Consider the following 25727-nt stretch of genomic DNA (forward strand, 5'->3'; position numbering starts at 1 on the left):
TGGTCCCGGCGGATGGAATTGCGAGCGGGATAGCCTGAAGCATGGAAACGAAAGCCAATTACGCCCTCGTCGGTTTCTTTACTGTGCTGGTCATGGCCGCCGCCTTCGGCTTCGTCTATTGGATGTCGCAATATGGTCGCGGCGGTGAGATGGCGCAGCTTGCCATCCGCATTCCCGGCTCGGCGAACGGCCTTTCCGTCGGTTCGCCGGTGCGCTTCAACGGCATCCCCGTCGGCTCCGTGCGCAGCCTTGCCATCGATGCCAAGGATCCGCTTTTCTCCGTCGCCATGACGGAGGTCTCGACCTCCGCACCGGTCAAGCAGTCCACCAAGGCCGTGCTCGAAGTGCAGGGCCTGACGGGTGCTGCCTATATCGAGCTCTCCGGCGGTAGCGCGAACGACCAGAACATCCTTCGCCAGGCCTTCGATACCGAAACGCCGGCGGTGCTTCAGGCTGAGCAGTCCAGCGTGACGAACATCCTTTCGACCGCCGACAAGATCTTGAAGCGGGCAGACACTGCGATCACCGACATCCAGGGCTTTGTCGCGGACGCACGCGGCCCGCTCACCAACACGATCCGCAATGCCGATCAGTTTTCGGGCTCGCTTGCCCGCAACGGCGAGAAAATCGACGAATTCCTGCAAAGCGTCGGCGGCCTGTCGGAGACCTTCACGAACCTGTCCAGCCGCCTGGACACGGTGCTTGCATCGGTCGACGATCTCATCAAGGCGGTCGACCCGAAGAAGGTCGAGGACTTCGTCAGCAATGTCGACAAGGTCAGCAAGGATATCGCCTCGGCCTCGGGCGACATCAAGACGACCGTCGAAGGCTTCCGCAAGACGGCCGAGACCTTCGACACCTTCGGCAAGCGGGCAACGGCAACGCTCGATAAGGTCGATAGCCTTGTCGCGGTCGTCGATACGCAGAAGGTCGGTGGGGCGATCGACAACATTTCCGTGGCGACGGCGGATGCGCGCAAGGCGATCGCCTCCGTCACCGGCGTTGCCAACAGCATCGGCGAGCGCAAAGAGGATATCGACCAGATCATCACCGACGTGCAGCAGATGAGCAACAAGCTGAACGCCGCGTCCTCGCGGGTCGATGGCGTGCTGGCAAAGCTCGACGGCTTCCTGGGCGAGGGTGATTCCGAATCACTGTTCGCCGAAGCCAAGGCAACGCTGCAGTCGATCAAGCAGGCCGCCGATACGCTGAATGGCCGAATCGGACCGATCGCCGACGGGATCCAGCGATTCTCCGGCTCCGGCCTGCGGGATGTCGAGGCGCTAGTGCTCGATACACGTCGGACAATCCAGAATCTCGACAGTGCGATCTCCGGTTTCGAGCGCAATCCGCAGCGCCTGCTGTTCGGCGGCGAGACGGTCAAGCAGTATGACGGCCGCACCCGGCGGTGATCCAGCCGGGAAGTGTGGCCCTATCTCCACAATGGTTAACGGCTGGAGGTCGGACGTGACTTTGTCCGCGCCCGCAGCCGTGACAGCATGCCGTGCCACTGCTACACATCTGGGCACAAGGGTTTGAGGACGACATGACGGTATCGGGTATGGAGTTGTTGCGGAACGGGACTGCGGCGCGCGCCGCGTTCATCGCCGTACTGGCAGCAACGCTTGCCGCGTGCGGCAGCACACAGGCCAAGAATGACACGTTCAGCCTGTCCACCGTGGCATCCGTCGAAGGGCCATCCGCCAAGAACCGACAGATTCTCGTGCCGCAGCCCTCGGCACTGAAGGCGCTCGACAGCGAACAGATCGTTATCCGCCCGTCGCCTTCAGAGATCCAGTATCTCGCCCAGGCGCAATGGAGCGACAGCCTGAGCAAGATGGTACAGGCCAAGCTGGTTCAGGCCTTTGAGAACACCGGACGGGTTGGCGGCGTGGGACGGCCGGGCGAGGGGCTTGCGATCGACTACCAGATCGCCACCGACATCCGCTCATTCGAGGTGCAGACCTCCGGCGGGAATACGGCCGTGGTGGAAATTTCCGCAAAGCTGCTCAATGATCGCAATGGCACGGTGCGGGCGCAGAAGGTGTTTCGCGCGATGGTGCCGGTGAATGGATCCGGCAGCACGGCTTTTGTGAAGGGGCTTGATGCGGCCTTTGCCGCGGTCACTGCCGATATCGTCGGCTGGACGCTGAGCTCGATCTGATCAACCAAAGCTCTAGAGCATTTCCGCTTTCCTTCGAAGCGCGAAAACGCTCTGACTTTTATGTTTGCGCGAAATTCCAGACGCAAAACCGCTACGCGCTTTTGCTGGAATTGCTTTAGGGCCGTGCGCTGCTGTCGCAGCGCACGGCCTTGTCGTATCAGGCGTTCTGCACGCCCTGGATGGCCGAAACCTTCCACTCGCCGCCATCGCGGCGCACGAAGGTCCAGATCTCGACGGCTTCCGTGAGATTGTCCGGGTCGCCGGAAACGACCTGGCCAGTAGAGCGGTCGCGCATCACGTCGATGCTTTCGTAGCGCATGGCGACGGTGGCGTATTCGTCCGCACCCTCGCGCCAGGCTTCGGCGACGTCGCCCTGCACCAGGTGGATGTCGCGCACTTCGTTTCTCAGACCCTGCGTGGCGTTGTCGCTGAGTTCTTCCGCGAGATAGGACATGGCCTCCGGCGTGGTGATCTGGCGCAGCGTGCGGAAATCTTCCGTTGCATAGGCCGCCTGCACTTCCTTGAGCATGCTTTCGAACTGCTCGAGGTCGCCTTGCTGGATGCCGATCTCGTCACCGGACTTCGGCTGCGGTGCTGCCTGACGACTACCGCCGCCGATGCGCGGGATTTGGAAGTCCGATCCACCGTTCTGCGGATGGGCGTTGCGCTGGGCACCGGCGCCTGCATAGGCAGGTGCGTTTCTCTGCGCGAACATGCGGCGCAGCAAGAGGAAGGCACCGGCGATCAGCAGGACCTGTAGGATCAGGCCGAGGAAGCCGATGCCGCCGCCAAGTCCGGAGCCGAGCAGCATGCCGACCAGGCCGCCGAGCATCAGGCCACCAAGAAGCCTGCCGCCGAAGCCGCCGAAGAGGCCTGGGCGCGGATTGGTGGCCGTCGTGTTGCGGCCTGCGGACGGCTGGGCCGACTGCTGGCGGGTCATCGTGCGGTCAATCGGCTGGGCATCGGTCGGCGCGGCGCGCGTGGTCGACGGCGTGGAGAAGGTGCGGGTACCCCGGCTGCCGAAACCACTGCCGGCGCGACGGGCTTCTGCCACGTCCACCAGCGTCATCATCACCATCACCGCCATTGCCAGCATTGCCAGCCCGCGCCCAAATCCCTGTATCAAAATCATTTTTGTCACTCTCTCCCATGCTTGTTCCGGCATATCGAACCGCATATAGAGGGTAAGAGGGCGGATTATAAGGTTTCGCACGTCGAAAAGAGGAAAGTGGGACAATCTGCGCCGCTGCCGGGCGGGATTGGCCCGGTAACGATGTCTGCCGCTCTCTTTGCGTCCCGGTTTCCTCGGCGTGCAGGCCCCAAACAAAACGGCCGCCTTGTCGGCGGCCGTTTTCGGTTCGCTTTCCAGTCCGCTTAGCTGAAGCGGCCCGCGGCATGCGCCAGCATGGTGTAGACCTTGCCGGTATCCGAGGTGAGGTAGGTCTGTGTCATCGCCTTGTCGCGGTCGTTGCGGGCGACGTCGGCGAGCAGCTTTTCGAAGTCCGCGATGTAGCGGTCGACGGCAGTCCGGAACTCCGGCTCGCGCTCATACTTGCGCTTGATCTCGTCAAACGTCTGCTGGCCCTTCAGCGTGTAGAGGCGGCGTGTGAAGACGTCGCGCTCACCGCGCTGGTAGCGCCGCCACAGGTCGACCGAGGCGTCGTGATCGATGGCCCGGGCGATATCGACCGAGAGCGAGTTCAGCGATTCGACGACATGGCGCGGGTTGCGGGTGTCGGCCGGGCGCGCTGCCTGGCCTTCGCCGCGCGGCTGGGCGAACTGCGCTTCCTCTCGCGAGACGGCGCCGCGCAGGAGATCGCGCATCCAGCCGCCTTCGCCGGCCGCCTTGCTGTCGCCTTCGGCGGGCAGGGGCTGCGCGCGCTGCGGCACGGTGACCGTCGCGGCCCGCTCAAGGCCGAGGCTACCGCGCAACGGCGGCGTCGCCTCTTCGCGGACGGGCTCCACACGGGCCTGCTGCACCGGCTGCTGAACAACGGTTGCCTGCACGGCCGGGCGGGAGACTTCCAGCGCCGAGGAGGACTTGCCGATGATGTCGGAAAGATCCTGCAGGGCCTTGATCTGCTCGCTGACGGCGCGGCGCATCTGGGCGGCGTTTTCCTTGGCTTCTTCCGGCAGATCGAACGCACCGCGCTTCAGTTCGCCACGGGTCTGGTCGAGTTCCTTGCGGATCTCGGTGGCGGCACGGCGGATTTCCTCGGTCGCACCGGAGAATTTGCCGACAGCTTCCTCGACCGCTTCGCGCATTGCATCGCGCATGACGGCCGTGGCGGTTTCGGACTTCTTGCCGGATTCGGTGAGCAGGCGGTCGACGTCGGAGAGCGAGGCGCCGACGCTGCCGCGCAGGCGGTTCGCCACTTCCTTCGTCCGTTCCTCGGCGCGCACGAAGGCGCCCTCGACGGACTGGCCCGCTTCCTCACCCGCCTTGACCAGCGAATCGCGCAGTGTGTTCGCGGCGGCTTCGGCGCGCTTCTCGGTGTCGCCGAGGATGCGGCCGACTTCAGCGAACGAGTTCTGGATACCGCCGCGCAGGTTGCCGGCGATCAGGTTCGAGCGCTCTTCGGCGCGGCTGAAGGCGCCTTCGACCATGCCTTCGAGCGACTGCATCGTCTTCTCGATCTCTTCCGAACGCTGCACCAGACCAATGGACAGCGAGCGCAGCGCATCCTGACGCTCTTCCAGCGTCGAGACGAGGTTCGACTGGGCGGCGGCGAGCAGGTCGGAGGCCTGGGCCAGGATCTTGGAGTGATCCTCGAAGCGCCCGACGATACCGCCGATCTGCGAGAGCGTGCCGGCCGAAATATCGGAGAGGCGATCGACCTTTCCTTCCAGCAGGCGCGAGGTGGTGGAGACCATGTCGGAGGCGCGCTCGGCGGAGGTATTGAAGCGCTCGGCCGTGCTCGTCAGGCGACCGTCGATGGCACCGAGCGTCTGGCTGGCGGCATCGACCAGGCCGGAGATCGCGCCGTTGCTTTCCGACAGGCGGGAAATCAGGCTTTCGACATTTGCCTGAAGGCCGTCTTCGATCGCGCGCATCGTGCCGGCAGCTTCTTCCGTCCGTGCCGAGATTGCAGCGAGCGTATCGGAGGTGCGGGCCGAGATTGCGTTGATGAGCGCGGCATTCTCGTTGCGCAGGCGATCGGCGCTTTCGCGCGCGACGCCGCTGATGCGCTCCGCGGCTTCGCGTCCGGCAGCAGCGTAGTCGTCGATGACCGGGCGGGCCTCCTCGTTGATCAGGCGCGACAGTTCTTCCGTGCGGCTGGCCAGCATCGAGTTGAGTTCGCGGGTGCGATCGTCGAGCGTCGAGCGGATGGAGGCGCCACGCGCTTCCAGCGCCTTTTCGACGTCACCCAGGCCCGCTCGCAGCGACTGTGCCTGGTTGGCGAGACGGCCCTCTGTTTCTTCGAAGCGGGCGACGGCAGAGGTGGTGGTTTCCTCGACGGCGCGGGTAAATGCTTCATTGCGGGCGGACAGGTTGTCGGCGAATTCCTCGCCGGTGCGGGCGATGTTTTCCGCGACGCGCTGGGCTTCCACGCCCATGTCCTGCGCAGCACGGGAGACGGCACCGCGCAGCGACGTGCTGAGGTGTGCGAATTCCTCACCGGTTTTGGCGAGCGACTGGGCCGAACGGATCGCTTCGGCATCCATGTCCTGGGCGGCTTGCGAAACGGCGTCGCGTAGCGTCTGGGCGAGCCCGGCTGCCTTGCCGTCGATGGTGCGGTTGACGCTGTCGAGACCGATGGTGAGCGCCCGGTCCATCGTGCCGAGGCGTTCCTCGATGCGGCCGGTCTTCTCGTCGATGGTCGCGGCGATACGATCGGCGGCTTCGCCGGAAATACGTTCGATATCGCCGGTCCGGCTGACAAGCGTTCCGTCGATGCGGTCTGTCGCTTCCCCGGTGACGCGGGCAATCTGCCCGGCGCCCTCTGCAAGGGTGCCGCCGATGCGGTCTGCGGCTTCGCCGGTAACACGGGTGATCTGACCGGTGCGCTCCGCAAGGGTATTCCCAATGCGCTCCACGGCTTCACCGGAGATGCGGGCGATCTGGCTGGCGCGCTCCCCGAGGGTGACATCGATGCGTTCTGCGGCTTCACCGGAGACGCGCGTGATGTGGGCCGCGTGCTCTGTGAGGGTGCCGTCGATGCGTTCTGCGGCTTCGCCGGAGATGCGGGCGAACTGGCCCGCATGCTCGGTGAGGGTGCCGCCGATGCGCTCCGCGGCCTCGCCGGAGATGCGGGTGATCTGGCCCGCGTGCTCTGTGAGGGTGCCGTCGATACGTTCCGCTGCTTCGCCGGTGACGCGGGCGATCTGGCCTGCACGCTTTGCAAGCGTGCCGTCGATGCGCTCGGCAGCTTCGCTGGCAATGCGTTCGATCTGGGTGGCGCGTTCGGCGAGTGTGCCATCGATGCGCTGGGCGGCCTCGCCCGTCACGCGTTCGATATCATCGAGGCGGCCGGAAAGGGCGCCTTCGATACGATCTGCGGCGCTGGTGCTGACGCGCTCGATATCGGTGATGCGCCCCGAAAGCGCGCCTTCGATACGCTCGGCCGCATCGGCGCTGACGCGTTCGATGTCGCCGACACGACCGGACAGTGCGGCGGCGATACGGGCCGTCGTCTCGTCACCGATACGGTCGACTTCGGCGATCGGGCGGGAGAGGGCGTCGGAGACGCGCAGCGACACGTCGCTGCCCACGCGATCGAGGTCGGCAAGCCGTTCCGACAGGGTGTCGGAGATACGGGCGGCGGCGGTGTCGACGATGCCCGACACGTTCTCGACGCTGTGTTCGATGCGGGCTTCCAGCTTGCCGAGATTTTCCTCGAGCTTGCTGCCGGTCGTGTCGAAGCGGGTCGCGACGCTGTCGACCGTCTGTTCCATGCGTGCGCCGAAGGCGTTGGCGGCTTCAGCGATCTTGGACGAAGTCTCGCCGAGACGTTCGGCAACGGCACCCGCACTTTCCCGCACACGGTAGTCGAGCAGGGCGGCGCTGCCGTCGATTGTGCGGCGCAACGTTTCCTCATGCTGTTCCAGCGTCATTTCCAGCATGCCGGCGCTGGTGGCGATCGAGGTGCCGATGTTGGTCGCCTGATCGTTGAGCGTTTCGGTAAGTTGGTTGCGGCCGTCGGTGATCGCCAGGTTGATGGCGTTGATGCGGTCGTCGAGCGTGGCGCGGATCTGCTCATGGGTAGAGACGAGCGAGCCGGCAAGCTCCGAGGCGCGGCCGGACAGGGCTTCGGCGATCTCGGCGGCACGGCCGGAGAAGGCATCGGCGAATTCCGTGGCCTGTCCGTGCAGGACGCCACCAAGCTGCTGGCTGCCTTCGGTGAGCACGTTTTCGACGCGGTTCGCGGCGGTGTCGATGGCCGAGAGCATGGAGCCGGCGCTGTTGGAGAGTACCGAGGCGAGGTTTGCCGTGCGGCCGGTGATGACCTCGTCGATCTGGCGGGCGGCACCCGTCAGCGCGGTCTCGACGCGGTTCGCGGCCGAACCGACCGAGTGCTCCAGCTGGCTGCCGGTCTCGTTCAGCATGGACGACAGGGCGGCGGTGCGCTCGGACAGCGCACTGTCGATGCGGTTGTGGCTGGCGGCAATCGTCGAGGTGATCTCGTCGGCCCGCGCGCCGAGTGTCTCTTCCATGCGGGCCTGCGCGGCCTGGATATCGTCGGCGATCGTCGCACCGCGGGAATCGAGCACCTGCGTCAGGCGACGCTCGCTGCCGGCGATGCTTTCGACCAATGCCTGGCTGCGGGCGCCGAGCGCCTCTTCCATGCGAGCCTGCGCGGCTTCGATGTCGGTGGCGATGGCCGTGCCGCGGGAATCGAGTGCTTCCGTAAGGCGGCGTTCGCTGCCCGAAACGCTCTCGGCCAGCGCATCGGCGCGCACGCCAAAACCACTTTCGATGCGGTTCTGGACGTCGGCGAGACCGCCGAGCAGCGTCGAGGATTTTTCCGAAAGAAGGGACGTCATGCGCTCGTGGGCGCTGCTCGCCGCATTGCTGATTGCATCCGCATGGCCGGTTACGGCGCTCTCGAAGAGTTCCTGGCCGGTTCCAAGGCTGGTGGCGAGCGCGAAGGACTGGTCGGTCAGCGTGTTGTCAAGGCGCTCGATGCTGGAGGTCAGAATGCCGTCGATCGAGTCGCGGCCGCTTGCGACCGTCTCGTTGATGCGGGCGAGGCTTTCCATCAGCTTGGAATCGAGCGAACCAGCGCGCTGGTCGAAGGCCTGGGTGAATTCCTCCACGCGCTGGTCGAAGGCGCCGGCGATCTGGCCGACGGTCGTCTGCATGCGCTCGTCGAAGAAGCCCGTACGCAGGTCGAGATCCATGACCGTGTCGTCGGCCGCGTTCTTGAGGCTCTGGCGGAACTGTGCGCCCTTTTCGTCGAGTGCGGCATTCATCGACTGAATGACGTGATCGAGGCCGCTGGTGACGGCGTGCTGGCCAACGGACAGGCTTTCGCTGATTTCGCGGGTACGGGCAATCAGCGTCTCATTCAGCTGCTTGGCGCGCTCGTTGAGTGCTGCGTTCAGCTTTTCCGTGTTGGTATCAAGCGAGCTTGCGCGGGTTTCGAACTGCTGAAGCAGATCGCGACCGCGCGAATCGAGGTTCTGGGTGAGCTGATCCAGGCGGGTGTCGAACTCGTTGGCGAGTGCGAGGCCAGACGAGCTGAGCGTCGACAGGAGGCTGTCCGTGCGGGCCGACAGCATGGCGCCGATCGTCTGCGTGGCGCTGTCGGATTTTTCCATCAGCATGGCCGCGCGGGTGTCGAGCATGGAGGCGAAAGCCTCGCCGGAGGTCGCAAGGCGCTGCGTGATGCTGTCGCCAGCACTCGCCAGTTCGTCCTTGAGCTGTTCGTGTGCGCCGGAAATGGAGGAACGGACACGCTCGGCGTGGCTGATGATCGCCTCGCGCTCGGAGCCGAGTTCCTGCACGAGGGTGCGCACGCGCATTTCGTTGTCGGAATAGCTGCGTTCGAGCGCGTTGACTTCGGAATGCACCAGGGTTTCGAGCTCGGTCGCGCGGGCGATCGTGCGCTCGATGCCTTCGTTCATCGCCGACACTTCGCGGCGCACGGCCTGGCCGACGGACATGATGCGGTCGGAGGCGACCGTTTCCGGCTCGGAGAGGCGCAGGGCGACCTCGGCCATGGAGCGGGCGGCGTTGCGCAGTTCATGGGCACGGGCGATCATGATCGCGAAAGCGAAGAACAGCATGATCGGCATGACGATGGCCACGACCATGCCGATGGCGCCGGGAAGCGCCACGAGATCGGCGATGGAACGGATCTGCCAGATCTGCGGTGCATAAAGCAGGTTCGCGACGCCGAGGCCGCCGATGACCCAGAGGACGGAGGCAAGGACCGCCATGCGGATCGGCGCGCGGCCAGAACGGACGTCGAGCGATTTCAGGATCGCGGCCGGCGTCTTGCGGGAACCGTCGTTGGCGGGTGTAAAGGCCGGCGTCTTAGGGGCCGGTTCGGGGCTCAGGTTGCGCGCTGCTTCGCCTGTTGCCGGGCGGCTTGCAGGCTTTTCCTGCGTCTTGTTCGAAATGCGGCTTGCGGATTCAGACACATGGGCCTCCGAAGCGTCCTTCTTCGAGGGCGTCTCGGGCGTAAGATCGTCAAAGTCGATTTTCAGTGCTTCTTCGAGGGCCTGGAAGGCCTTTTCGTCGATCGACTCGATAGACTTGTTCGTCGCCATGCGGATACGCCTCGTTACCATGTCCAGGATCGGGCTTCGTGCGCGCTGCCGCTGCTCAGGCGCATTCGAACCGTCCGGTTGGTGGCCGGTCTTGCTGCATACCCTCATGGCAAGCAGCGTCCAGGCCCCCGTTCATTTCAAATTCGCTCGATAACCCCGAAGGACGAAATGGTGTACTCCGCCCACGGTTTATCCACCGGGAATATCCGGTCGTATCGTAGTGACACATTAGCCTGTATCACACAATTCATTGCCATCTCCCTTAGCCCGAAACTTAACAGGAAGTTAATTTCCAGCGAATCTGTATCGCAATGGAAAACTTGGGAAAATGGCGAATTTTCAGCCGTTAACCATAGTTTGCGATTCATGCCCACTTTGCGCCGTCTTTTAATCGGATAGGCGCGCCGGCGGCGCAGAATAGCTGTCCCATGTTCTTGCGGATACGCGGCGAAAACGCCGGACCGCATCGGCATCTGCGTGCATCACAATGAAACAAGCGTACGTAGCGTAGATAAGGATATTGGCAAATGGCAGCGCTCAACATCGCATTCGAGGCGCCCGATAATGCAGGCGGCATGTGTCCCTCAAATGGACGGCCGATCGATCTGATACACCTTGCCCGCCAGACCATGGGTGACAAGGTGCTGGAACTGGAAGTGCTGCAGATGTTCGCGCGCCAGGCCCGTGAGAGCATGAAGGAAATCGCCGGCTCCGAAGGCGCTGCCCGTGCAGCCGTCGCACACCGCCTGAAGGGCTCTGCCCAGTCGGTCGGCGCCACGGCCGTCAGCAAGGCAGCCGAGGCGCTGGAGGAAAATCCCGCCAATGCCATCGCCCTTGCAAGCGTGACCGCAGCCGTCGTCGAGGCGGAAAACTTCATCCTCAAGCTCTGCCGCTGATCGTCGCAGGCCGGTCGCCGATCGACTGGCGCGGCGGGGAAAGCCGATGCCGCGTCCGGACCAGTGAAGGCCGGGCCGGCCGGGCGATGTTGACTGAGGAGGGGTTTTGTTGGAAACGTCCGCCAGAAAGCTGGCGGTGCGGCACCGTCCCTCCGCCGGTCAGCCATTCGCCCACTCCGGGCAGCCTTGAGGATCCGGAACCCATCATGAGCAAACTCACCATCGTCGCCTTCGATGGCACGCGCCACGAACTCGATGTCGCCAAAGGCTCCACGGTCATGGAAAATGCCGTGCGCAACTCCGTGCCCGGCATTGAAGCCGAATGCGGCGGCGCCTGCGCCTGCGCGACCTGCCACGTCTATGTGGACGATGCCTGGAGCGCGATCGTCGGCCCGCCGGAAGCGATGGAAGAGGACATGCTGGACTTCGCCTATGATGTCCGCCCGACCTCGCGGCTTTCCTGTCAGATCAAGATGTCGGATGCGTTCGACGGGCTCGTGGTTCACGTGCCGGAACGCCAGGCCTGACATCATCCTTTTTCGGAGCGTTGAATGGAGCCCGCCACTGACACCGATGTGGTTCTGGTCGGCGCGGGACCGGTTGCGCTTTTTTCCGTCTTTCAGCTCGGACTGTACGGGCTGACATGCGCGCTGGTCGACAGCCTCGACCGCGCCGGCGGCCAATGCGCCGTGCTTTATCCCGACAAGCCGATCTATGACGTCCCGGGCTTCCTGAAGATCGACGGGCTCGAGCTGACCAATCGTCTGCTTGAGCAGATCGCGCCTTTTTCGCCCCGGTTTCGTTTTGCATCGACCGTTACCGGTTTCGCGCAGCAGCCGGATGGGCGCTTTCAGGTGGCTTTGAAAGACGGCGCGTCGCTTGGCGCGAGTGTCGTGGTCGTCGCCACCGGGCTCGGCACGTTTGTGCCCGGCGCGGGCGAGCCCTCGCTTGAGGCTGGCCCGGCCCCGGCCTGGCCGCTGGAGCGTTCGGGCGATGCCTTCGTCGTGGATCCGGAACGTTTCGAGACATCGCAGCCGGGGGTCTTTGCCATCGGTGATGCCAGCCAGTATCCGGGGAAACTGCGACTTATCCTTTCCGGCTTCCACGAGGCGGCGCTGATGACGCAGGCGGTCCGGCGCATCTGCTTTCCGGGCGGGCGCACGACGCTGGAATACACGACCTCGTCTTCACGCCTGAAGAAGAGAATCGAAGGCGTGGGCTCCAACAAAGAATAGAAGGGGCAAAAAAAGAGCCTCGCCGGTCGATCAAGACGAGCGAGGCCAGTAGGGCGCATCGCAACAGGAGAGGGAGGAGACACCTGCTGCTTCAATGGGACGCGCCAGGAGAACCTGTTACAAACTGTTTCATGCTACTGCGGGAAGGAAAAACCCTCTTCCCGTTCAATGTTGACATGAAGATACGGTGATTTGCGGAATTGCGCTATCGCTAAAACTAACCAGTTATTTTATGGATCGGTAACAGGCCGGGCCTTGCCCCGGTCCGAAATCACTCACGCTCATCCAGAAATACATGAACGGCTGCTTGGCCGTTACTGGAGCTTGCTCTTCAGGCGGTGCGTCAGCAGGCGCATCATGCGGTCGTTGAAGTTCTTGGATTCGACGCGGTCGAAGCGTGCCTGGTCGGCGTCATGCTTGGAAACGGCGTCGGCCGTCACCCGGTCGACGCGGGCCTGCATGCGTTCGCAGTCGGCCTCCGGACGCAAGGTCTTCAAGGTGCGTTCGAGGGTGCGGGCATGGTTGCGGGCGATTTCGGCGTGGCGTTCCTCGTGCCGCTTGATGTCGCTTGCCAGCGTGTCCCAGATAAGGGCGAGCGATTCGGTGGCGCGTTTGCGGTTCTTCCAGCGGGGAAGGATGATCTGCGTGGACAGCGTCACCTTCGCCTCACCGACGGCGCAACGGTCGCCGCGGCGCACATAGGTTACCGAGCCGCCCCACTTGATCTTCGTCGCGCCGGGATGGCGTGAACCGCTGTGCTTCATCACCGGCCCGCGCTTGGACAGTTCTTCGTCGAGTTCGGCCGCCGTGCGCCCACCGACGGAAAAATAGGCAAAGGTTTTCGAGGTGATCGTCTCGGCGCGCGCCGGCTGAACGGCGAGGCAGGCAAGGGCGGCAAGGGCCATCAGGTGAGCGATGGTCTTCATTCGGATCAGCATTCCTTTCGCCATCGGGTTTCCCTGATGGTGTGCCAGCCAAACGGCCGGTTGAACTTCCTTTAAGCTTGGGGCATAGGCTCCGCAAGCGCAACACCCTTTCCGGGCGCCGCGAAGAACCCTAGTTTCAGATCGGTTGATTAAAAACTAAGGTTGTTCACCAGATTCAAGGTGCTACGGCGTTTTTCACACGCCCGGCGCTCTTCTTAACCGTCGAGGGAAACCGCCATGTTTTCACCGTTCGATCCCTCCCGCTGGGCGCTTGCCCATGGCCGCCATCTGGAGCTCGGGCCGCGCGGCATTCTCATGGCGATCGTCAATGTGACGCCTGATTCCTTTTCCGATGGTGGCCGGTTCGACAGCGCCGATGCGGCGGTGGCGCAGGCGATCCTCTGTCTGGAACAGGGCGCGGAGATCATCGATATCGGCGGGGAATCGACCCGCCCGGGCGCCGCATCCGTGACGGCGGCCGAGGAGCAGGACCGCATTCTCCCCGTCATCGAGGCGCTTGCCGGTACGACCGATGCCATCATCTCCGTCGACACCTATCGTGCCGAAACCGCCCGGCTTGCGGTCGCGGCCGGCGCCCATATCGTCAATGACGTGCATGGCCTGCAGCGTGAACCGGATATCGCGCGCGTCGCCGCCGAGACAGGCGCTGGCCTTTGCATCATGCACACGGGGCGTGACCGGGAAAAACGGCCGGATGTGGTGGAAGACCAGTACCTCTTCCTTGGCCGCTCGCTCGAGATCGCCCGTGAGGCGAACGTTGCCCGTGAGGCGATCGTGCTCGATCCGGGATTCGGCTTTGCCAAGGATAGTGATGAAAACCTCGAACTGATGGCGCGTTTCGGCGAGCTTTACGGTTTCGAACGGCCCATTCTCGCCGGAACCTCGCGCAAGCGCTTCGTCGGCGCTGTTACCGGGCGTGAGGCGGCGGACCGGGACGCCGGCACGGCCGCCACGACGGCGCTTCTGCGCATCGCCGGCGCGGCGGTATTCCGGGTGCATGATGTCGCAATCAACAGGGATGCGCTTGCCATGGCGGATGCTATGCTCGCCGCGGAGCGCAAGGTGAAGGCACGCGAGACACGCGCCTGACACTCAGCCAGACAGGATGAATCCATGACCACCAGCTACACGATCACGCTCAAGAACTGCGCCTTCTTCGCCCGCCACGGCCTGCACGACGCGGAAGAGTTTCTGGGGCAACGCTTTTTCGTCGATGCCGAACTCGACGTGCGGCCGTTGCAGCCGCTCTCGGACGATGCGATCGAATCGACCGTCGACTACGGCGTCGCTTTCCAGGAGATCGAAAAGATCGTCACCGGCCAGCGCCGCTATCTGATCGAGGCACTTGCCCAGGAGATCGCCACCGTTCTCTGTGCCCGCTTCCCGCAGATTGCTCGGGCGCGGATCACGGTGAGAAAGCCGAACGCGCCGGTACCCGGCGTGCTCGACTACGTCCAGGTAACGGTCGATCATGTCGTCTGAGCCCTTCCGCCGGGCCACGCTCGGCCTTGGCGGCAATATCGGCGATCCCGTCCGTGCGATGGCCGAGGCTTTGCGGGCGCTAGATGCGCGGCCGGATTGCGGTGTCGTTGCCGTATCGCGGCTCTACCGGACGCCGCCCTGGGGCAAGACGGACCAGGACTGGTTCTTCAATGCCTGCGCGTTGATCGAAACGGCGCTTGAGCCTGAGCCGCTGCTGGATACCTGCCTTGGCATTGAACGCGACATGAAGCGTGAACGCAAGGAGCGCTGGGGACCGCGCACCATCGATATCGATGTTTTGACCTATGAGGGTGTGGAGCAGGCCGGCGGGCGGCTGGAACTGCCGCATCCGCGCATGACGGGGCGCGGCTTCGTGCTGATGCCGCTGGCCGACGTAGCGCCCGAACTGGAGGTGCAGGGGCGCACGGTGGAATCCTGGCTGAAGGATGCTGATGTCGCGGGTATCGAGCCGGCGAGCGCCGGCTCCGAATGGTGGAAGACGGCTACTTGATCGAGCCGACCGCGATGTCGTCGAGATTACGGTCGAGCGACACGCCGATGACCGGGATCATCCGGTTTTCGACCTTCACCGAAATGGTGATGTTCAGCTTGTTGTCGCTCTCGAGGCGGGCGATCATTGCGCCGTTCAGCTTTTGGCGGTTGATGCCGACGACGACCTTGTTGCCATTAACCTGGCCGGAGGTGATGTCGAGGCCCTTGCCGGAGGCGCCATCCAGGAACTTGCCGGTATAGCTGTTGCCCGCCTTGGTGATCAGCGCCGACATCGGCTGCTTGAAGACGCCGACGCGGCAGAAGCCGTCGAGCTGGATGCCGGCGCTTTTTGCCGGTGCGGTATCGCCCGTCAGGTCGCAGGAGAACTTGGTCCCCTTGTACTTGCCGGCGACGATTTCTCCCTTGCCCTGCCAGTTGCCGGTGACTTGCTCGAAAAACGCCTTGTCACGCGATCCGGCGGACGCGGGCAATGCAAGAGTGGTGACTGCGAGAAAGGCCGCTACGGAGGCGCGGGCGATCAAAGAGGTGCGCGGGTACATGAACGATCCTTGATAGGCGACGGCCTTTTGGCCTGCTTTAGTGTCACGAGATTTGCGCGAAAATGGTTAATGGACGGTTTCCAGCGGCCTCACCCCCTATCATTTGACAGGTTTGTCCGTGCGGGAATCCGGGGTGTTGCTCGTCGGTCACGCTTCGTCGCGACGACGTCCCGAGGCGCCGGGCGTCAGGTCGCCGATGAAATCGCCGATGCCGGGCCGTTTCAGCGAGCGGAAGGGCATGGGGCGGCAAAGGTCCATGGCGGCAATGCCGATTCGTGCCGTCATCAGCCCATTGATGACGCCTTCGCCGAGCCTTGCGGAGAGTTTTGAGGCAAGCCCGTGGCCGAGCACCTGCTGCACGATACTGTCACCCATGGCAATCGAACCGGTGACGGCGAGATGGGCGATGACGTCCCGCATCAGGCGCAGCATGCCGATCTTGCCCGGCCGACCGCCATAGAGTTCCGCCATGCTGCGCACCAGCCGGCTGCTTTCGTAGACGACATAGCCGAGGTCGACCAAGGCGCGGGGGCTGACTGCGGTCACGATGGACACGCGTTTGGCGGCGCCGAGGATGAGGGCGCGCGCCTCGCGGTCGAGCGGCGTCATCAGTTCGCGCTCGGCAAGATCGATAAGGTGGGCGGCGTCGATGATCTCGCCCTCGGTCTCGGCGAGCCGTGCCCGTCCGCGTGCCGTCTGGGGTCGAGCGGCGAGCAGATGCACGAGGCGGGCGACGATGGCCCGGCCGACGGACGGTGTCGGCGACAAGGCAGCTTCGGCAACGTCGTGCTTGATATCCTGAACGGCGGCGAGCCGGCGCAGACCGATCAATTCGCGCGTGACCATGCCGAGAAGCGCGAGCACGGCGATCGCAGCGGCGGCGATCGCGAGGTAGCCAAGCCAGTCGTTGCGGTTGAAGAGGTCGCGGATCAGAGCATCGACCCACAGGCCGATGGCGAGCGACAGGAGCAGGCCGAGCGCGCCGAAGGCGATGCGGCCGAGCGTGATGCGGAGCGGGCGAGGCGTTGCGACCGGCGGCAGGAAGTCCGGCAGGTCTGCCGTCGTTGCGATGAAGGGATCTTCGGCGTCGAGCGTCAGCGTGACCGCATCGTCGAAGGCGGCGGGCGCGCGTGGCGTGGTGCGCTCCGGTTGTTTTGCCGTTGCATCTGCGGGAAGCGAGAAGGCGGCGGGCTTGCGCGGGCGGTCGTTCATGCGAGCCGGTCTCCGATCAGGTATTGCAGCGCGCGGTCGAGACGGATGTGCGGTACCGACAGTTTCAGGCCGCCGCCGGTCTCCTCGATATGCGGTGGGCGGAAGCGCACGAAGTTCAGAAGATGGGGTGCTTCACCTTCGGACTGTGATTCAAGGGCTTGAAAAAGTGAATCCGGATTCGCCGGCAAGTCACCGGGAAATATCGCTGTTTTCCGCTCGCCGTCAAAGATTTCGCCATTGATCTTCTCGCCCGCCATCGGCACGCCGACGATGACCGGCAGGTCCTCGCCGTCATGCTTGACGGTCGCCTCGCGCGTGGCGCGCACGGAGGCGAGCGCCATCACCTCGATGCCCGCGCCGCTCATGCCGATGCGCTCGATGGCGCGCTCCACGAGCCGGCGGGTGACGGCTTCCAGCCGGGGATGGCTTTCATGGTGCAGATGATCGGCCTTGGTGGCGGCGATCACGATGCGGTCGATGCGGCGTGTCACGAAGGAGGAGAGAAAACTGTTCTGGCCGGCGCGGAAGCAGTCGAGCACGTCGCCGAGGGCACGCTCGAGATCATGCACCGCCTCAGCTCCGCGATTGATGGCCTGCAGCGCATCGATGAGCACGATCTGCCGATCGAGGCGAGCAAAGTGCTCGCGGAAGAAGGGGCGGACTACATGGCTGTTGTAGGCCTCGTAGCGCCGCTCCATCATCGCATGCAGGGAACCCTTTTCCGGCCGGCCGTCGCGCAGGTTCGGCAGCGGGGCGAAGGTCAGTGCAGGGGAGCCTTCGAGGTCGCCAGGCATGAGGAAACGGCCGGGCGGCAGGGTGGACAGTGAACGTTCGTCCGACTTGCAGGCCCTCAGGTAGGCGGTGAAGGCGTCTGCGAGCGAACGGGCGGTTGCCTCCTGCGCGGTCGCGGCAGGATCGACCGTGTTGGACAATGCCATCCATTCCCGGGCGAGTTCCGCGCGGATGCCCGATTGGGCGAGCGCCACCGTGTTTGCGCTGAAGGTGCGAAAATCCTGTGCGAGCAGCGGCAGGTCTAGCAACCACTCGCCGGGATAATCGACGATGTCGATTGCGAGTTTCCCTGGCGAAAACAGGCGGCCCCAGCCGGATGCGCTTTCGTAGTCGAGCGTGATGCGCAGTTGCGAGATGGCGCGTGTCGAATCCGGCCAGACGCGGTCGGCGACGAGCGCGCGGATATGATCCTCGTACTGGAAGCGCGGCACGGCATCGTCCGGTTGCGGTTCCAGTTGGATTTTCGATACGCGGCCGGAGCGGCCGGCCTCGAACAGCGGCAGGCGGCCGCCGTTCAGCAGATTGTGCACGAGGGAGGAGATGAAAACCGTCTTGCCGGCGCGCGACAGGCCCGTCACGCCGAGGCGGATCGACGGATTGACGAGATTGGTGGCGCGGCCGGTCAGCGCGTCGAGCGCGAGCAGGGCTTCATCGGTGAGGGTGGTCAGGCTAGGCGGCAAGGGTCTCTTTCCAGCGTCGATGACGATATAGGAAACGAAATCCGGCAAAAAAAGAGCGCCGCCGTTTCCTCAATGGGCGGGGCGCGGCGCCATGAAGCCGGCAAGGCAGGCACCGCCGTAATTCTCTTGCGTTGGACGCTCGTCGAAATCGAGAATGGCAAGACCCGCCGTCGGGAAGCCGAAAGGTGCTGCCGTTTCGGCGATTTCCTTGCCGACGAGGCGGTGAAAGAATTCCTCGATCATCGGGTTGTGGCCGACGACCATCACGGAGGTTTCCTGCCGGTCCGCGAAGGCGAGTTCGGCATAGGTATCGACGGTGCCCGAATAGAGGGAATCGACGTATTCGATCGATAATTCTTCGCTGACGGTGCGGTGGAACGGTTCGGCGGTCTGCCGGCACCGCACGGCGGTCGATGAAATGATGAGAGCCGGCTTGTAGCCCTGGTCGGCCGCCTCCTCGGCGATCACCTCGGCTTCGGCAAAACCATCATCATCAAGGGCACGATCGAAGTCAGACTGGCCGGGTTGGGCCCAGGCGGCGCGGGCGTGGCGAAGGATATAAAGCCGGAAGGCCGGCGTGCCGAGAGATGCCAAGTCTGTCCTCCATTCGCCTGCGGTCGCGGATCTGTGCCGCTGTCCCCTGTCATGTCTTTCCTTGCCGGAAAGATCAACCGGTTTTGCGAATGGGTGCGTTCACGATGCTGTCGGACACCGCCTGATATGCGAGCGTATCCTCAAGCTTCTGGGGCCGTGCGAAGTAGTAGCCCTGCATCATGCGGCAACCGAGCGCGCGCAGCGCCGCCACCTGCTCTGGGGTTTCCATGCCCTCGACCACGCAGACGCAGCCGATGTTGCGCGAGAGGTCGACGATCGTCTTGACGATGCTGCGGCTGAGTTCGTTCGTGGTGATGTCGACGATGAAGCCACGGTCGATCTTGATCTTGGTGAGCGGCAGCTTGTGCACATAGCTGAGGCTGGAATGGCCCGTGCCGAAATCGTCGAGGGCAATGCCGATGCCGTGGTCTGCGAAACGGCGGATATTGTCTGCGGCAAGCGCGAAATTGCGCATGACTGCCGTTTCCGTCACCTCCACATCGAGGCGCTTGGGATCGACGCCACTGTCCGCGATGATCTCGAGAAGGGCATCGACTGTCTTGTTGGAGACGACGTCGCGGGTCGAAAGATTGATGGAAAGACGGATATGGGCCGGCCAGGTCTGAGCCGCCTCCAGCGCCTTGCGCATTACCACTTCCGTCAGCCGCCCGATGATGCCCGCGCGTTCGGCGGCGCGGATGAAGACGCCGGGCGGAACCGGGCCAAGGGTCGGGCTTTCCCAGCGGGCGAGCGCCTCATAGGCGAAGATACCGTTGGTGTCGGCATCGACCATCGGCTGGAAGACGAGATGCATTTCGCTGTCGAAATCGGCACCCAGCAATGCCTGCTGGACGCGCCCCTGCTCGTTGATCTCAGCCTCGTGTTCGGCGGAGAAGACGACCGTGATGCCACGGAAATTCTGCTTGGCAAGGTAGAGTGCGAAATCGGCCCGGTCGAACAACCGGTCGGCGGTGGTGCCGGCATCGCCAAGGATGGAGATGCCGAGCGAGCCGGAAACGCGTGGCGTCTGCCCGTTGAAGATGTAGGGCTCCTGCAGCGCCGTGCAGATTTCTTCACCGAGCAGCCGCAGCCGGTCCGGACAGGGCTTGCCCTCGAAGATGATTCCGAACTCGTCGCCGCCGAGGCGTGCCGGGAATGCGCCCCTGCCGGCAAAGGCGGAGAGCCGCTCGCCGACCTCGACGAGCAGCTTGTCGCCAATGCCATGGCCGAAGGTGTCGTTGACGGGCTTGAAGCCATCGAGATCGATGAGGCCGAGGGCCAGGCCCGTTCCGTTCTTCTCAGCCTCGATGATGTGCCTTTCCAGCTCGGCGCGGAACTGGCGACGGTTCGGCAGGTTGGTCAGGCTGTCGAGATTGGCGAGGCGGTGGTTCTCGTCGCTGAGCCGCTGGGTTTCGGCCTGGCGGACGGTCAGTTCCTTCTGCGATTGTATGAGGGCGCCGAAATCCCGGTAGTAGGTGAGAAGGATGAAGACCATGGCGACGGTCACGAGCGCGACATTGAGCGCCAGCGCCGTAAAGACCGGATTGCCGGACGCGGCGAAGAACACGGTGAACGGCCCGAGCACGATCGCCGTCAGCATCAAGGCGGCGGCACGCAGATGCATGAGGCAGAAGATGCAGCCGATCACCGTGTTGGCGATGTAGAACGCGACATGGGACTGCTGGTAGGCGTCGCCATAGGAAAACAGGCTGAGCGACCAGGCGCAGAAGCCGGCGCCGAGAAGGGCGGTTAGGCGGTAGGTCGAACGTAGCCGGCCGACCGCCTCGTCATGCGTATAGCGCCGGTCGCGGCTGAACCACCAATGGACCAGCCGGGTGAGGCTGACGGCATAGAGCGCCGAAGGAATGTACAGCGTGAGATAGGCGGGGGCGGCGTTGAAATGCGTGACGGTGAGGGCGACCGTATTCGTCACCAGCATGAAGTAGAGCAGCGGCACCTGCTTGGTAAAGGCGACAAGCTGCGCCTGGACGAGCTCCGGATTGCCGGATTCGATCGTGAGAATGGCCTTCGCCTTGCTGAACATCCAATGCGTGCTCCTGCCTTGCAGGAAGAGAAGCACGAGTTGCTAAAATAAGTCTGAATCTGCCGATGGGACAGTTTTGCGAAAGAAAATCGTTCTAGCGTGCATAACAGTCGAGAATCTCGTGCCTATATTTGGGGCAGAGCGGCACCGCGGGCACGCCATATCGCCCGGCGACAGGTCGCATGGGATGGCGCGCCGACAGGCCAGTTTCCCCATCCCGTTGTAATCTTGATGAAATATTAGTCTGGCAAGGTTCAAAATAGAGGCAGACGCGAAAACCGTGGGTAAGTTTCAGCAGGCTTGAATCAGCTTACCTGTAGGGATATACAGCGCGCCTTGAGATGTTCTTCAGGAGAATCGCGTTGAGTGAGAAGATCGATCTTAGCAATTTCGTCCTCGATGAGGGCGATGAATTCATGAGTGCAAACCAGCGGGCTTACTTTCGAGCGAAGCTGAACGCCTGGAAAAACGACATTCTGCGCGAAGCGCGCGAAACCCTTGGTCATCTGGCGGAAGAAAGCGCTAACCATCCGGACCTCGCGGACCGGGCTTCCTCCGAAACCGACCGTGCCATCGAACTTCGGGCACGCGACCGCCAACGCAAGCTGATCTCCAAGATCGATGCGGCGTTGCAGCGTCTCGACGAAGGCACCTACGGTTACTGCGAGGAAACAGGTGAACCGATCGGCCTCAAGCGTCTCGACGCCCGCCCGATCGCAACGCTTTCGATCGAGGCGCAGGAGCGCCACGAGCGTCGGGAAAAGGTGTATCGCGACGAGTAGCCGTTTTCTGCCGGTTTGAAGAGGGCCGACAGAAGACCAAGCGATCTCGAGCATCGGATTTTCCGGTGCCGGCCGGGTGCGGATTGCGTGACGTAACACCTTGAAAAGCTAAAGCCGCCGGAAACATCGTTTCTGGCGGCTTCTTTATGTCTTGTGCGGGGCTTTGCGCTACCTTTCGGATAGGGCAAATCCACGCCTTCGCGTCGCGCTTGGCGCTACGCTTTCCTGCTCGCTGCAATCTCGCCAAGCAGGCGGGCCATTTCCGCTTCGGTTTCCTCACGGCTCTTGGCGACAGGCTGTGCCTGCCCGAGCGTGTTGGCCGTCTGGGTGGGGTTGGCTGTCGTCTGCGCGGTGGTCGCCTGTGCGGTCGTGCGGGTGGCCGCCGTGGCGCCGCCGCCGGTGATCTCCGCTTCGAGGATCTTTTCGAATTCGCTGACAAGGGCCGGATTGTCGATTGCAGCGGCCGGTTTGGCGAGGGGCTGCGCCGTCACCGGACGCTGCACGGTCTGTCCGATCGCCGCCTGTGTCGTCGTCGCTGCCGGTTGCGGTGTCAACACACGCTGGCGGCTCTGCTCCAGAACGTCTTCGATACGGTGTTCGGGCGTGCGTTGCTGGGTGCTCGTCTGGGGCTGCTGGCCTGTCGTCACGGGCTGCGTGGCGGTGCGTGTCGGAACGGCGCGTGCGGCGGCGGCACTGTCTTCACCGGCATAGAGCACCTTGCCCATGGCGGAGACCCCTTCCGGTGTGGCGGCCGGGCGGCGTTCTGTGGCGGTCGCGGCAATCGTCGCTGCGCGTGCCGCGACGATCGGTTCGACTGCCGCCTTGGCAGGCGTTTCGTGCTGCACGGGTGTCGGTTCGGCCCGCTCGACCTTCTGGGGTGCTTTCTCGACGGGCTGGGTAGTGTCTGCTGACGGGATGGCGATGCGGGTCTCGATGACGATGTCGGTCGGGCCGCCGATCATGAGGAGGTGTTCCACGTCGTCGCGGCGTACCAGCACGAGCCGGCGGCGTGTGTCGATCGCGGCGGCATCGAGCACGGCAAGGCGCGGCGTGCGGTTTCTCCCGCCGCGGATGAACGGCGAGGACGGGCGTCCGCGGATGATCCAGAGCACCAGTGCGAGGCAGACGAGGCCGAGTAGCACCACCACCGCGGCGATGACGAATTTCGTGCCGTTCTCTGTGAGAATCTCCTGGAACATGGCGCGCTCACTCCTTTTCCGCAGATTGGCTTTTCGCCGAACCGGCTGCATTTGACGGCTTTTAACGGGGTGGTACAAGCGCTTTGCCGCGCTTGTCCAGCACCGATTGCCGCCGTCATGGTCGCCTAACTATGGCAGCCTATGGAAATTGCGATGGTTCAGGCGGAATATTCCCTGTGAATTCGCGATCTTGCTTCCCCTCGACGGCTTTCTGCGCTTCCCTCGGGCGGATAAACATGATTCTGGCATCGGGTGCGGGCGAAGCGCAAGGCCGGACCGTTGCAGATGAGGGATTGATGACGACGATGAAGCGACCGGGCGAGGACAATGTGCCGATCGTGGAGCGTGGCGTGCGGCCGGCGGTCGCGTTTCGCGTCGTGCTGCTTGCCGTCGTGCTCGCGGCCTCCGCCGGCGCCTTCATCGTCTTCAAGAACCAGCTCGACAACGAGCTCGTGCTCGGCGTACTTGGCGTGCTCGCCATGGCCGGCATCTTCTTCGTCGTTTCCGCGCTTATCGGCCTCGTCGAATTCATGCCGCAGACGGCGGGCTCAGACGATCTCGCGAGTTCGTTCCTCGATTCCCATCCGGACGGAACCGTCGTCACAGACCGCAAGGGCCGCATCGTTTATGCCAACACGGCCTACGGCGCGCTGACGGGTGCAAAGGGCGGTTCGGAAGTGCAGACGCTGGAGACGCTGCTCTCGCGCAACCGCGACGCCACCGAATCCGTCTACCGCCTGACCAACGGCTTGCACGAGGGCAAGGAGGGCGCGGAGGAGTTCCGGGTCCAGAAGCCGCTCAACGCGTCCGGTGCCAACGGCTCGGGCGCCCAGTGGTATCGCCTCAAGGCGCGCATTCTGCCGAACCACGAGAACGCCAAGCAGCCGCTCTATATCTGGCAAATTTCCAACATCACCTCCGAGCGGGACGACCAGGAGCGCTTCTTCAAAGAGTTGCAGAACGCGATCGACTATCTCGACCACGCGCCGGCAGGCTTCTTCTCCGCCGGGCGCAAGGGCGAGATCGTCTATCTCAACGCCACGCTTGCCGAATGGCTCGGCATCGATCTCGCCAAGTTCCAGCCGGGATCGCTGTCGATTGCCGATGTCGTGGCGGGCGAGGGGCTTTCGCTCATCCAGTCCGTCCAGGCCGAGCCGGGCCTGAAGCGCACCGAGACGCTGGACCTCGACCTGCGCAAGACGAACGGCCAGAGCCTGCCGGTGCGCATCGTGCATCGCGTGACGTCCATGCGCGACGGGGCGCCGGGCGAAAGCCGCACCATCGTTCTCGCGCGTGAGGAGGGTGGCGACAGCGATCAGTCCGCGTCGATCGCCTCCATGCGCTTCACGCGCTTCTTCAACAACACGCCGATGGCGATCGCCTCCGTCGATGGCAACGGCCGCATCCTGCGCACCAACGCCCCCTTCCTGAAGCTGTTTTCCGGGGTCGTCTCGCGCGACGATATCGACCGCGGCGCAAAGCTCGAAACCATCGTGCACGATACGGATCGCCTGCGCCTGCAATCCGCGCTCGATGCCGCCAAGGACCGCCAGGGCGATATTCCGCCACTCGACTCACTCCATCCGGCCGATGATGGTCGGCATTTCCGCTTCTATGTGAACGCCGTCATCGACCAGAGCGACGAAGCGCCGGAAGAGGCTGCCATCGTCTACGCCGTCGAGATCACCGAGCAGCGGGCGCTCGAGACGCAGATGGCGCAGACGCAGAAGATGAACGCGGTCGGCACGCTCGCCGGCGGCATCGCGCACGACTTCAACAACGTGCTGACGGCGATCCTGCTGTCCTCCGACCATCTGTTGCTGTCGGCGCGTCCTGCGGATGCAAGTTTTGCCGATCTTATGGAGATCAAGCGCAACGCCAACCGTGCCGCCGTGCTGGTGCGTCAATTGCTCGCCTTTTCACGCAAGCAGACCATGCGCCCAACGGTGCTGAACATGACGGATGTCATCGGCGACCTGCGCATGCTCGTCGACCGCATGACCGGCACGAACGTCAAGATCGAGGTCGCCTACGGCCGGGACCTCTGGCCGGTGAAGACCGATCTCGGTCAGTTCGAGCAGGTGCTGATCAACCTTGCCGTCAATGCCCGCGACGCCATGCCGGACGGCGGCACGATCACCTTCCGCACCCGCAATGTCGAAGCGGAAGAAGCTGCCGCGCGCAACCTGCGCGACCTGCCGCCGGGCGACTATGTGGAAATCGAAGTCGCCGACCAGGGCACCGGTATTCCGCCGGAGATCATCGACAAGATTTTCGAGCCGTTCTTCACGACCAAGGAAGTCGGCAAGGGCACGGGCCTCGGTCTCTCCATGGTCTACGGCATCGTCAAGCAGACCGGCGGCTACATCTATCTCGATTCCGAAGTTGGCAAGGGCACGACGTTCCGCATTCTCATGCCGCGCCATATTGAAGACGTCGTGCCGGTGGACGCCGCGGCCGCTACCAGCGTAGCGCAGCTGCCGGCCGCGCAGGTCGTGGAAAAGGAACCGCGCGACCTCACCGGCGGCTCGGCCGTCGTACTGCTCGTCGAGGACGAGGAGGCGGTGCGCCGCGGCGGCAAGCGCATGCTGGAAACCCGTGGCTACACGGTGCATGAGGCCGGCTCCGGCGTCGAGGCGCTCGAGATCATGGAAGACCTGAACGGCGCCGTCGACATCGTCGTCTCCGACGTCGTCATGCCCGAAATGGATGGCCCGACGCTCTTGCGCGAGCTGCGCAAAACCTATCCCGACATGAAGTTCATCTTCGTCTCCGGCTACGCCGAAGACGCCTTCGCCCGCAATCTCCCGGCGGACGCCAAATTCGGCTTCCTGCCGAAACCGTTCTCGCTGAAGCAGCTGGCAGAGGCGGTGCGGGAGATGTTGGACGCTTGAGGCGGGAGCAACGCGGGCGAACCCACGCTGAGCTGAGC

Annotated in this window: 19 protein-coding genes; 10 read left to right on the forward strand and 9 right to left on the reverse strand. The window is 63.8% G+C overall.

Annotated features, from left to right (window positions below; genetic code table 11):
- Positions 1-41: 41 nt before the first annotated feature.
- On the forward strand, positions 42-1412 hold the full coding sequence (locus tag BSY16_RS04510; protein WP_069058566.1) for an MlaD family protein: 1371 nt from the start codon (positions 42-44) through the stop codon (positions 1410-1412).
- Positions 1413-1546: 134 nt separating this feature from the next.
- The gene (locus tag BSY16_RS04515) at positions 1547-2164 is read left to right on the forward strand and encodes an ABC-type transport auxiliary lipoprotein family protein (RefSeq protein ID WP_069058567.1); all 618 of its coding nucleotides are present in this window, start codon (positions 1547-1549) and stop codon (positions 2162-2164) included.
- A gap of 157 nt (positions 2165-2321) precedes the next feature.
- Here BSY16_RS04515 and BSY16_RS04520 read toward each other — a convergent pair whose 3' ends face one another.
- Together BSY16_RS04520 and BSY16_RS04525 are read right to left on the reverse strand one after the other, a co-directional pair.
- Positions 2322-3296: a Tim44 domain-containing protein gene (locus tag BSY16_RS04520; protein ID WP_083242825.1), complete on the reverse strand. Its 975-nt coding sequence runs from the start codon at positions 3294-3296 to the stop codon at positions 2322-2324.
- A 242-nt stretch (positions 3297-3538) separates the two neighbouring features.
- A complete protein-coding gene (locus tag BSY16_RS04525) occupies positions 3539-9880 on the reverse strand; it encodes an apolipoprotein A-IV repeat region-like domain-containing protein (protein WP_069058568.1) in 6342 nt (2113 codons plus the stop codon).
- A 527-nt stretch (positions 9881-10407) separates the two neighbouring features.
- Between BSY16_RS04525 and BSY16_RS04530 the strand changes: the two genes are divergently transcribed.
- From BSY16_RS04530 to BSY16_RS04540, 3 genes are all read left to right on the forward strand, one after another.
- A complete protein-coding gene (locus BSY16_RS04530) occupies positions 10408-10776 on the forward strand; it encodes an Hpt domain-containing protein (RefSeq protein WP_069058569.1) in 369 nt (122 codons plus the stop codon).
- A 206-nt stretch (positions 10777-10982) separates the two neighbouring features.
- Positions 10983-11303 (forward strand): 2Fe-2S iron-sulfur cluster-binding protein, encoded by a 321-nt coding sequence (locus tag BSY16_RS04535; protein ID WP_069058570.1) that lies wholly within the window; start codon positions 10983-10985, stop codon positions 11301-11303.
- A gap of 24 nt (positions 11304-11327) precedes the next feature.
- A complete protein-coding gene (locus BSY16_RS04540) occupies positions 11328-12011 on the forward strand; it encodes an NAD(P)/FAD-dependent oxidoreductase (protein WP_069058571.1) in 684 nt (227 codons plus the stop codon).
- A gap of 314 nt (positions 12012-12325) precedes the next feature.
- Here BSY16_RS04540 and BSY16_RS04545 read toward each other — a convergent pair whose 3' ends face one another.
- The gene (locus tag BSY16_RS04545; RefSeq protein ID WP_150129873.1) at positions 12326-12937 is read right to left on the reverse strand and encodes a DUF922 domain-containing Zn-dependent protease; all 612 of its coding nucleotides are present in this window, start codon (positions 12935-12937) and stop codon (positions 12326-12328) included.
- Between the two features lie 237 nt (positions 12938-13174).
- On the opposite strand from BSY16_RS04545, the gene folP reads away from it, so the two are divergent.
- From folP to folK, 3 genes are read left to right on the forward strand one after another with little or no spacing between them, the layout of a single operon-like run.
- The gene (gene folP, locus BSY16_RS04550; protein ID WP_069058572.1) at positions 13175-14047 is read left to right on the forward strand and encodes a dihydropteroate synthase; all 873 of its coding nucleotides are present in this window, start codon (positions 13175-13177) and stop codon (positions 14045-14047) included.
- A gap of 24 nt (positions 14048-14071) precedes the next feature.
- Positions 14072-14440 (forward strand): dihydroneopterin aldolase, encoded by a 369-nt coding sequence (gene folB, locus BSY16_RS04555; RefSeq protein WP_069058573.1) that lies wholly within the window; start codon positions 14072-14074, stop codon positions 14438-14440.
- The gene (gene folK / locus BSY16_RS04560; RefSeq protein WP_069058574.1) at positions 14430-14951 is read left to right on the forward strand and encodes a 2-amino-4-hydroxy-6-hydroxymethyldihydropteridine diphosphokinase; all 522 of its coding nucleotides are present in this window, start codon (positions 14430-14432) and stop codon (positions 14949-14951) included. Before folB ends, folK begins: the two co-directional genes overlap by 11 nt.
- On the opposite strand, the gene BSY16_RS04565 is transcribed toward folK, so the two are convergent.
- The 5 genes from BSY16_RS04565 to BSY16_RS04585 form a co-directional block, all read right to left on the reverse strand.
- On the reverse strand, positions 14944-15492 hold the full coding sequence (locus BSY16_RS04565; protein ID WP_069058575.1) for a hypothetical protein: 549 nt from the start codon (positions 15490-15492) through the stop codon (positions 14944-14946). The two genes, folK and BSY16_RS04565, sit on opposite strands and share 8 nt — an antisense overlap.
- A 147-nt stretch (positions 15493-15639) precedes the next feature.
- Positions 15640-16704 (reverse strand): YcjF family protein, encoded by a 1065-nt coding sequence (locus tag BSY16_RS04570; RefSeq protein WP_069058576.1) that lies wholly within the window; start codon positions 16702-16704, stop codon positions 15640-15642.
- On the reverse strand, positions 16701-18176 hold the full coding sequence (locus tag BSY16_RS04575; protein ID WP_069061368.1) for a YcjX family GTP-binding protein: 1476 nt from the start codon (positions 18174-18176) through the stop codon (positions 16701-16703). Before BSY16_RS04575 ends, BSY16_RS04570 begins: the two co-directional genes overlap by 4 nt.
- Positions 18177-18245: 69 nt before the next feature.
- On the reverse strand, positions 18246-18770 hold the full coding sequence (locus tag BSY16_RS04580) for a SixA phosphatase family protein (RefSeq protein WP_069058577.1): 525 nt from the start codon (positions 18768-18770) through the stop codon (positions 18246-18248).
- A gap of 73 nt (positions 18771-18843) precedes the next feature.
- Positions 18844-20814 (reverse strand): putative bifunctional diguanylate cyclase/phosphodiesterase, encoded by a 1971-nt coding sequence (locus BSY16_RS04585; RefSeq protein WP_069058578.1) that lies wholly within the window; start codon positions 20812-20814, stop codon positions 18844-18846.
- A gap of 362 nt (positions 20815-21176) precedes the next feature.
- On the opposite strand from BSY16_RS04585, the gene dksA reads away from it, so the two are divergent.
- Positions 21177-21596, forward strand: coding sequence for an RNA polymerase-binding protein DksA (gene dksA / locus BSY16_RS04590; protein WP_069058579.1), 420 nt, complete (start codon positions 21177-21179; stop codon positions 21594-21596).
- 215 nt (positions 21597-21811) lie between these two features.
- On the opposite strand, the gene BSY16_RS04595 is transcribed toward dksA, so the two are convergent.
- Positions 21812-22795 carry a flagellar biosynthetic protein FliO gene (locus tag BSY16_RS04595; RefSeq protein WP_069058580.1) on the reverse strand — a complete coding sequence of 328 codons (984 nt, stop codon included), beginning with the start codon at positions 22793-22795 and terminating at the stop codon, positions 21812-21814.
- 296 nt (positions 22796-23091) lie between these two features.
- Between BSY16_RS04595 and cckA the strand changes: the two genes are divergently transcribed.
- Positions 23092-25689 carry a cell cycle histidine kinase CckA gene (gene cckA / locus BSY16_RS04600; RefSeq protein WP_069061369.1) on the forward strand — a complete coding sequence of 866 codons (2598 nt, stop codon included), beginning with the start codon at positions 23092-23094 and terminating at the stop codon, positions 25687-25689.
- Positions 25690-25727 lie beyond the last annotated feature (38 nt).

The organism is Sinorhizobium sp. RAC02, from assembly GCF_001713395.1.
GTDB lineage: Bacteria > Pseudomonadota > Alphaproteobacteria > Rhizobiales > Rhizobiaceae > Shinella.

What these genes read in the sequence shown, in the direction of transcription:
- BSY16_RS04510 (WP_069058566.1), top strand. Translation starts at nt 42, where the DNA reads ATGGAAACGAAAGCCAATTACGCCCTCGTCGGTTTCTTTACTGTGCTG.
- BSY16_RS04515 (WP_069058567.1), top strand. Translation starts at nt 1,547, where the DNA reads ATGACGGTATCGGGTATGGAGTTGTTGCGGAACGGGACTGCGGCGCGC.
- BSY16_RS04520 (WP_083242825.1), bottom strand. Translation starts at nt 3,296, where the DNA reads ATGATTTTGATACAGGGATTTGGGCGCGGGCTGGCAATGCTGGCAATG.
- BSY16_RS04525 (WP_069058568.1), bottom strand. Translation starts at nt 9,880, where the DNA reads ATGGCGACGAACAAGTCTATCGAGTCGATCGACGAAAAGGCCTTCCAG.
- BSY16_RS04530 (WP_069058569.1), top strand. Translation starts at nt 10,408, where the DNA reads ATGGCAGCGCTCAACATCGCATTCGAGGCGCCCGATAATGCAGGCGGC.
- BSY16_RS04535 (WP_069058570.1), top strand. Translation starts at nt 10,983, where the DNA reads ATGAGCAAACTCACCATCGTCGCCTTCGATGGCACGCGCCACGAACTC.
- BSY16_RS04540 (WP_069058571.1), top strand. Translation starts at nt 11,328, where the DNA reads ATGGAGCCCGCCACTGACACCGATGTGGTTCTGGTCGGCGCGGGACCG.
- BSY16_RS04545 (WP_150129873.1), bottom strand. Translation starts at nt 12,937, where the DNA reads ATGAAGACCATCGCTCACCTGATGGCCCTTGCCGCCCTTGCCTGCCTC.
- folP (WP_069058572.1), top strand. Translation starts at nt 13,175, where the DNA reads ATGTTTTCACCGTTCGATCCCTCCCGCTGGGCGCTTGCCCATGGCCGC.
- folB (WP_069058573.1), top strand. Translation starts at nt 14,072, where the DNA reads ATGACCACCAGCTACACGATCACGCTCAAGAACTGCGCCTTCTTCGCC.
- folK (WP_069058574.1), top strand. Translation starts at nt 14,430, where the DNA reads ATGTCGTCTGAGCCCTTCCGCCGGGCCACGCTCGGCCTTGGCGGCAAT.
- BSY16_RS04565 (WP_069058575.1), bottom strand. Translation starts at nt 15,492, where the DNA reads ATGTACCCGCGCACCTCTTTGATCGCCCGCGCCTCCGTAGCGGCCTTT.
- BSY16_RS04570 (WP_069058576.1), bottom strand. Translation starts at nt 16,704, where the DNA reads ATGAACGACCGCCCGCGCAAGCCCGCCGCCTTCTCGCTTCCCGCAGAT.
- BSY16_RS04585 (WP_069058578.1), bottom strand. Translation starts at nt 20,814, where the DNA reads ATGTTCAGCAAGGCGAAGGCCATTCTCACGATCGAATCCGGCAATCCG.
- BSY16_RS04595 (WP_069058580.1), bottom strand. Translation starts at nt 22,795, where the DNA reads ATGTTCCAGGAGATTCTCACAGAGAACGGCACGAAATTCGTCATCGCC.
- cckA (WP_069061369.1), top strand. Translation starts at nt 23,092, where the DNA reads ATGACGACGATGAAGCGACCGGGCGAGGACAATGTGCCGATCGTGGAG.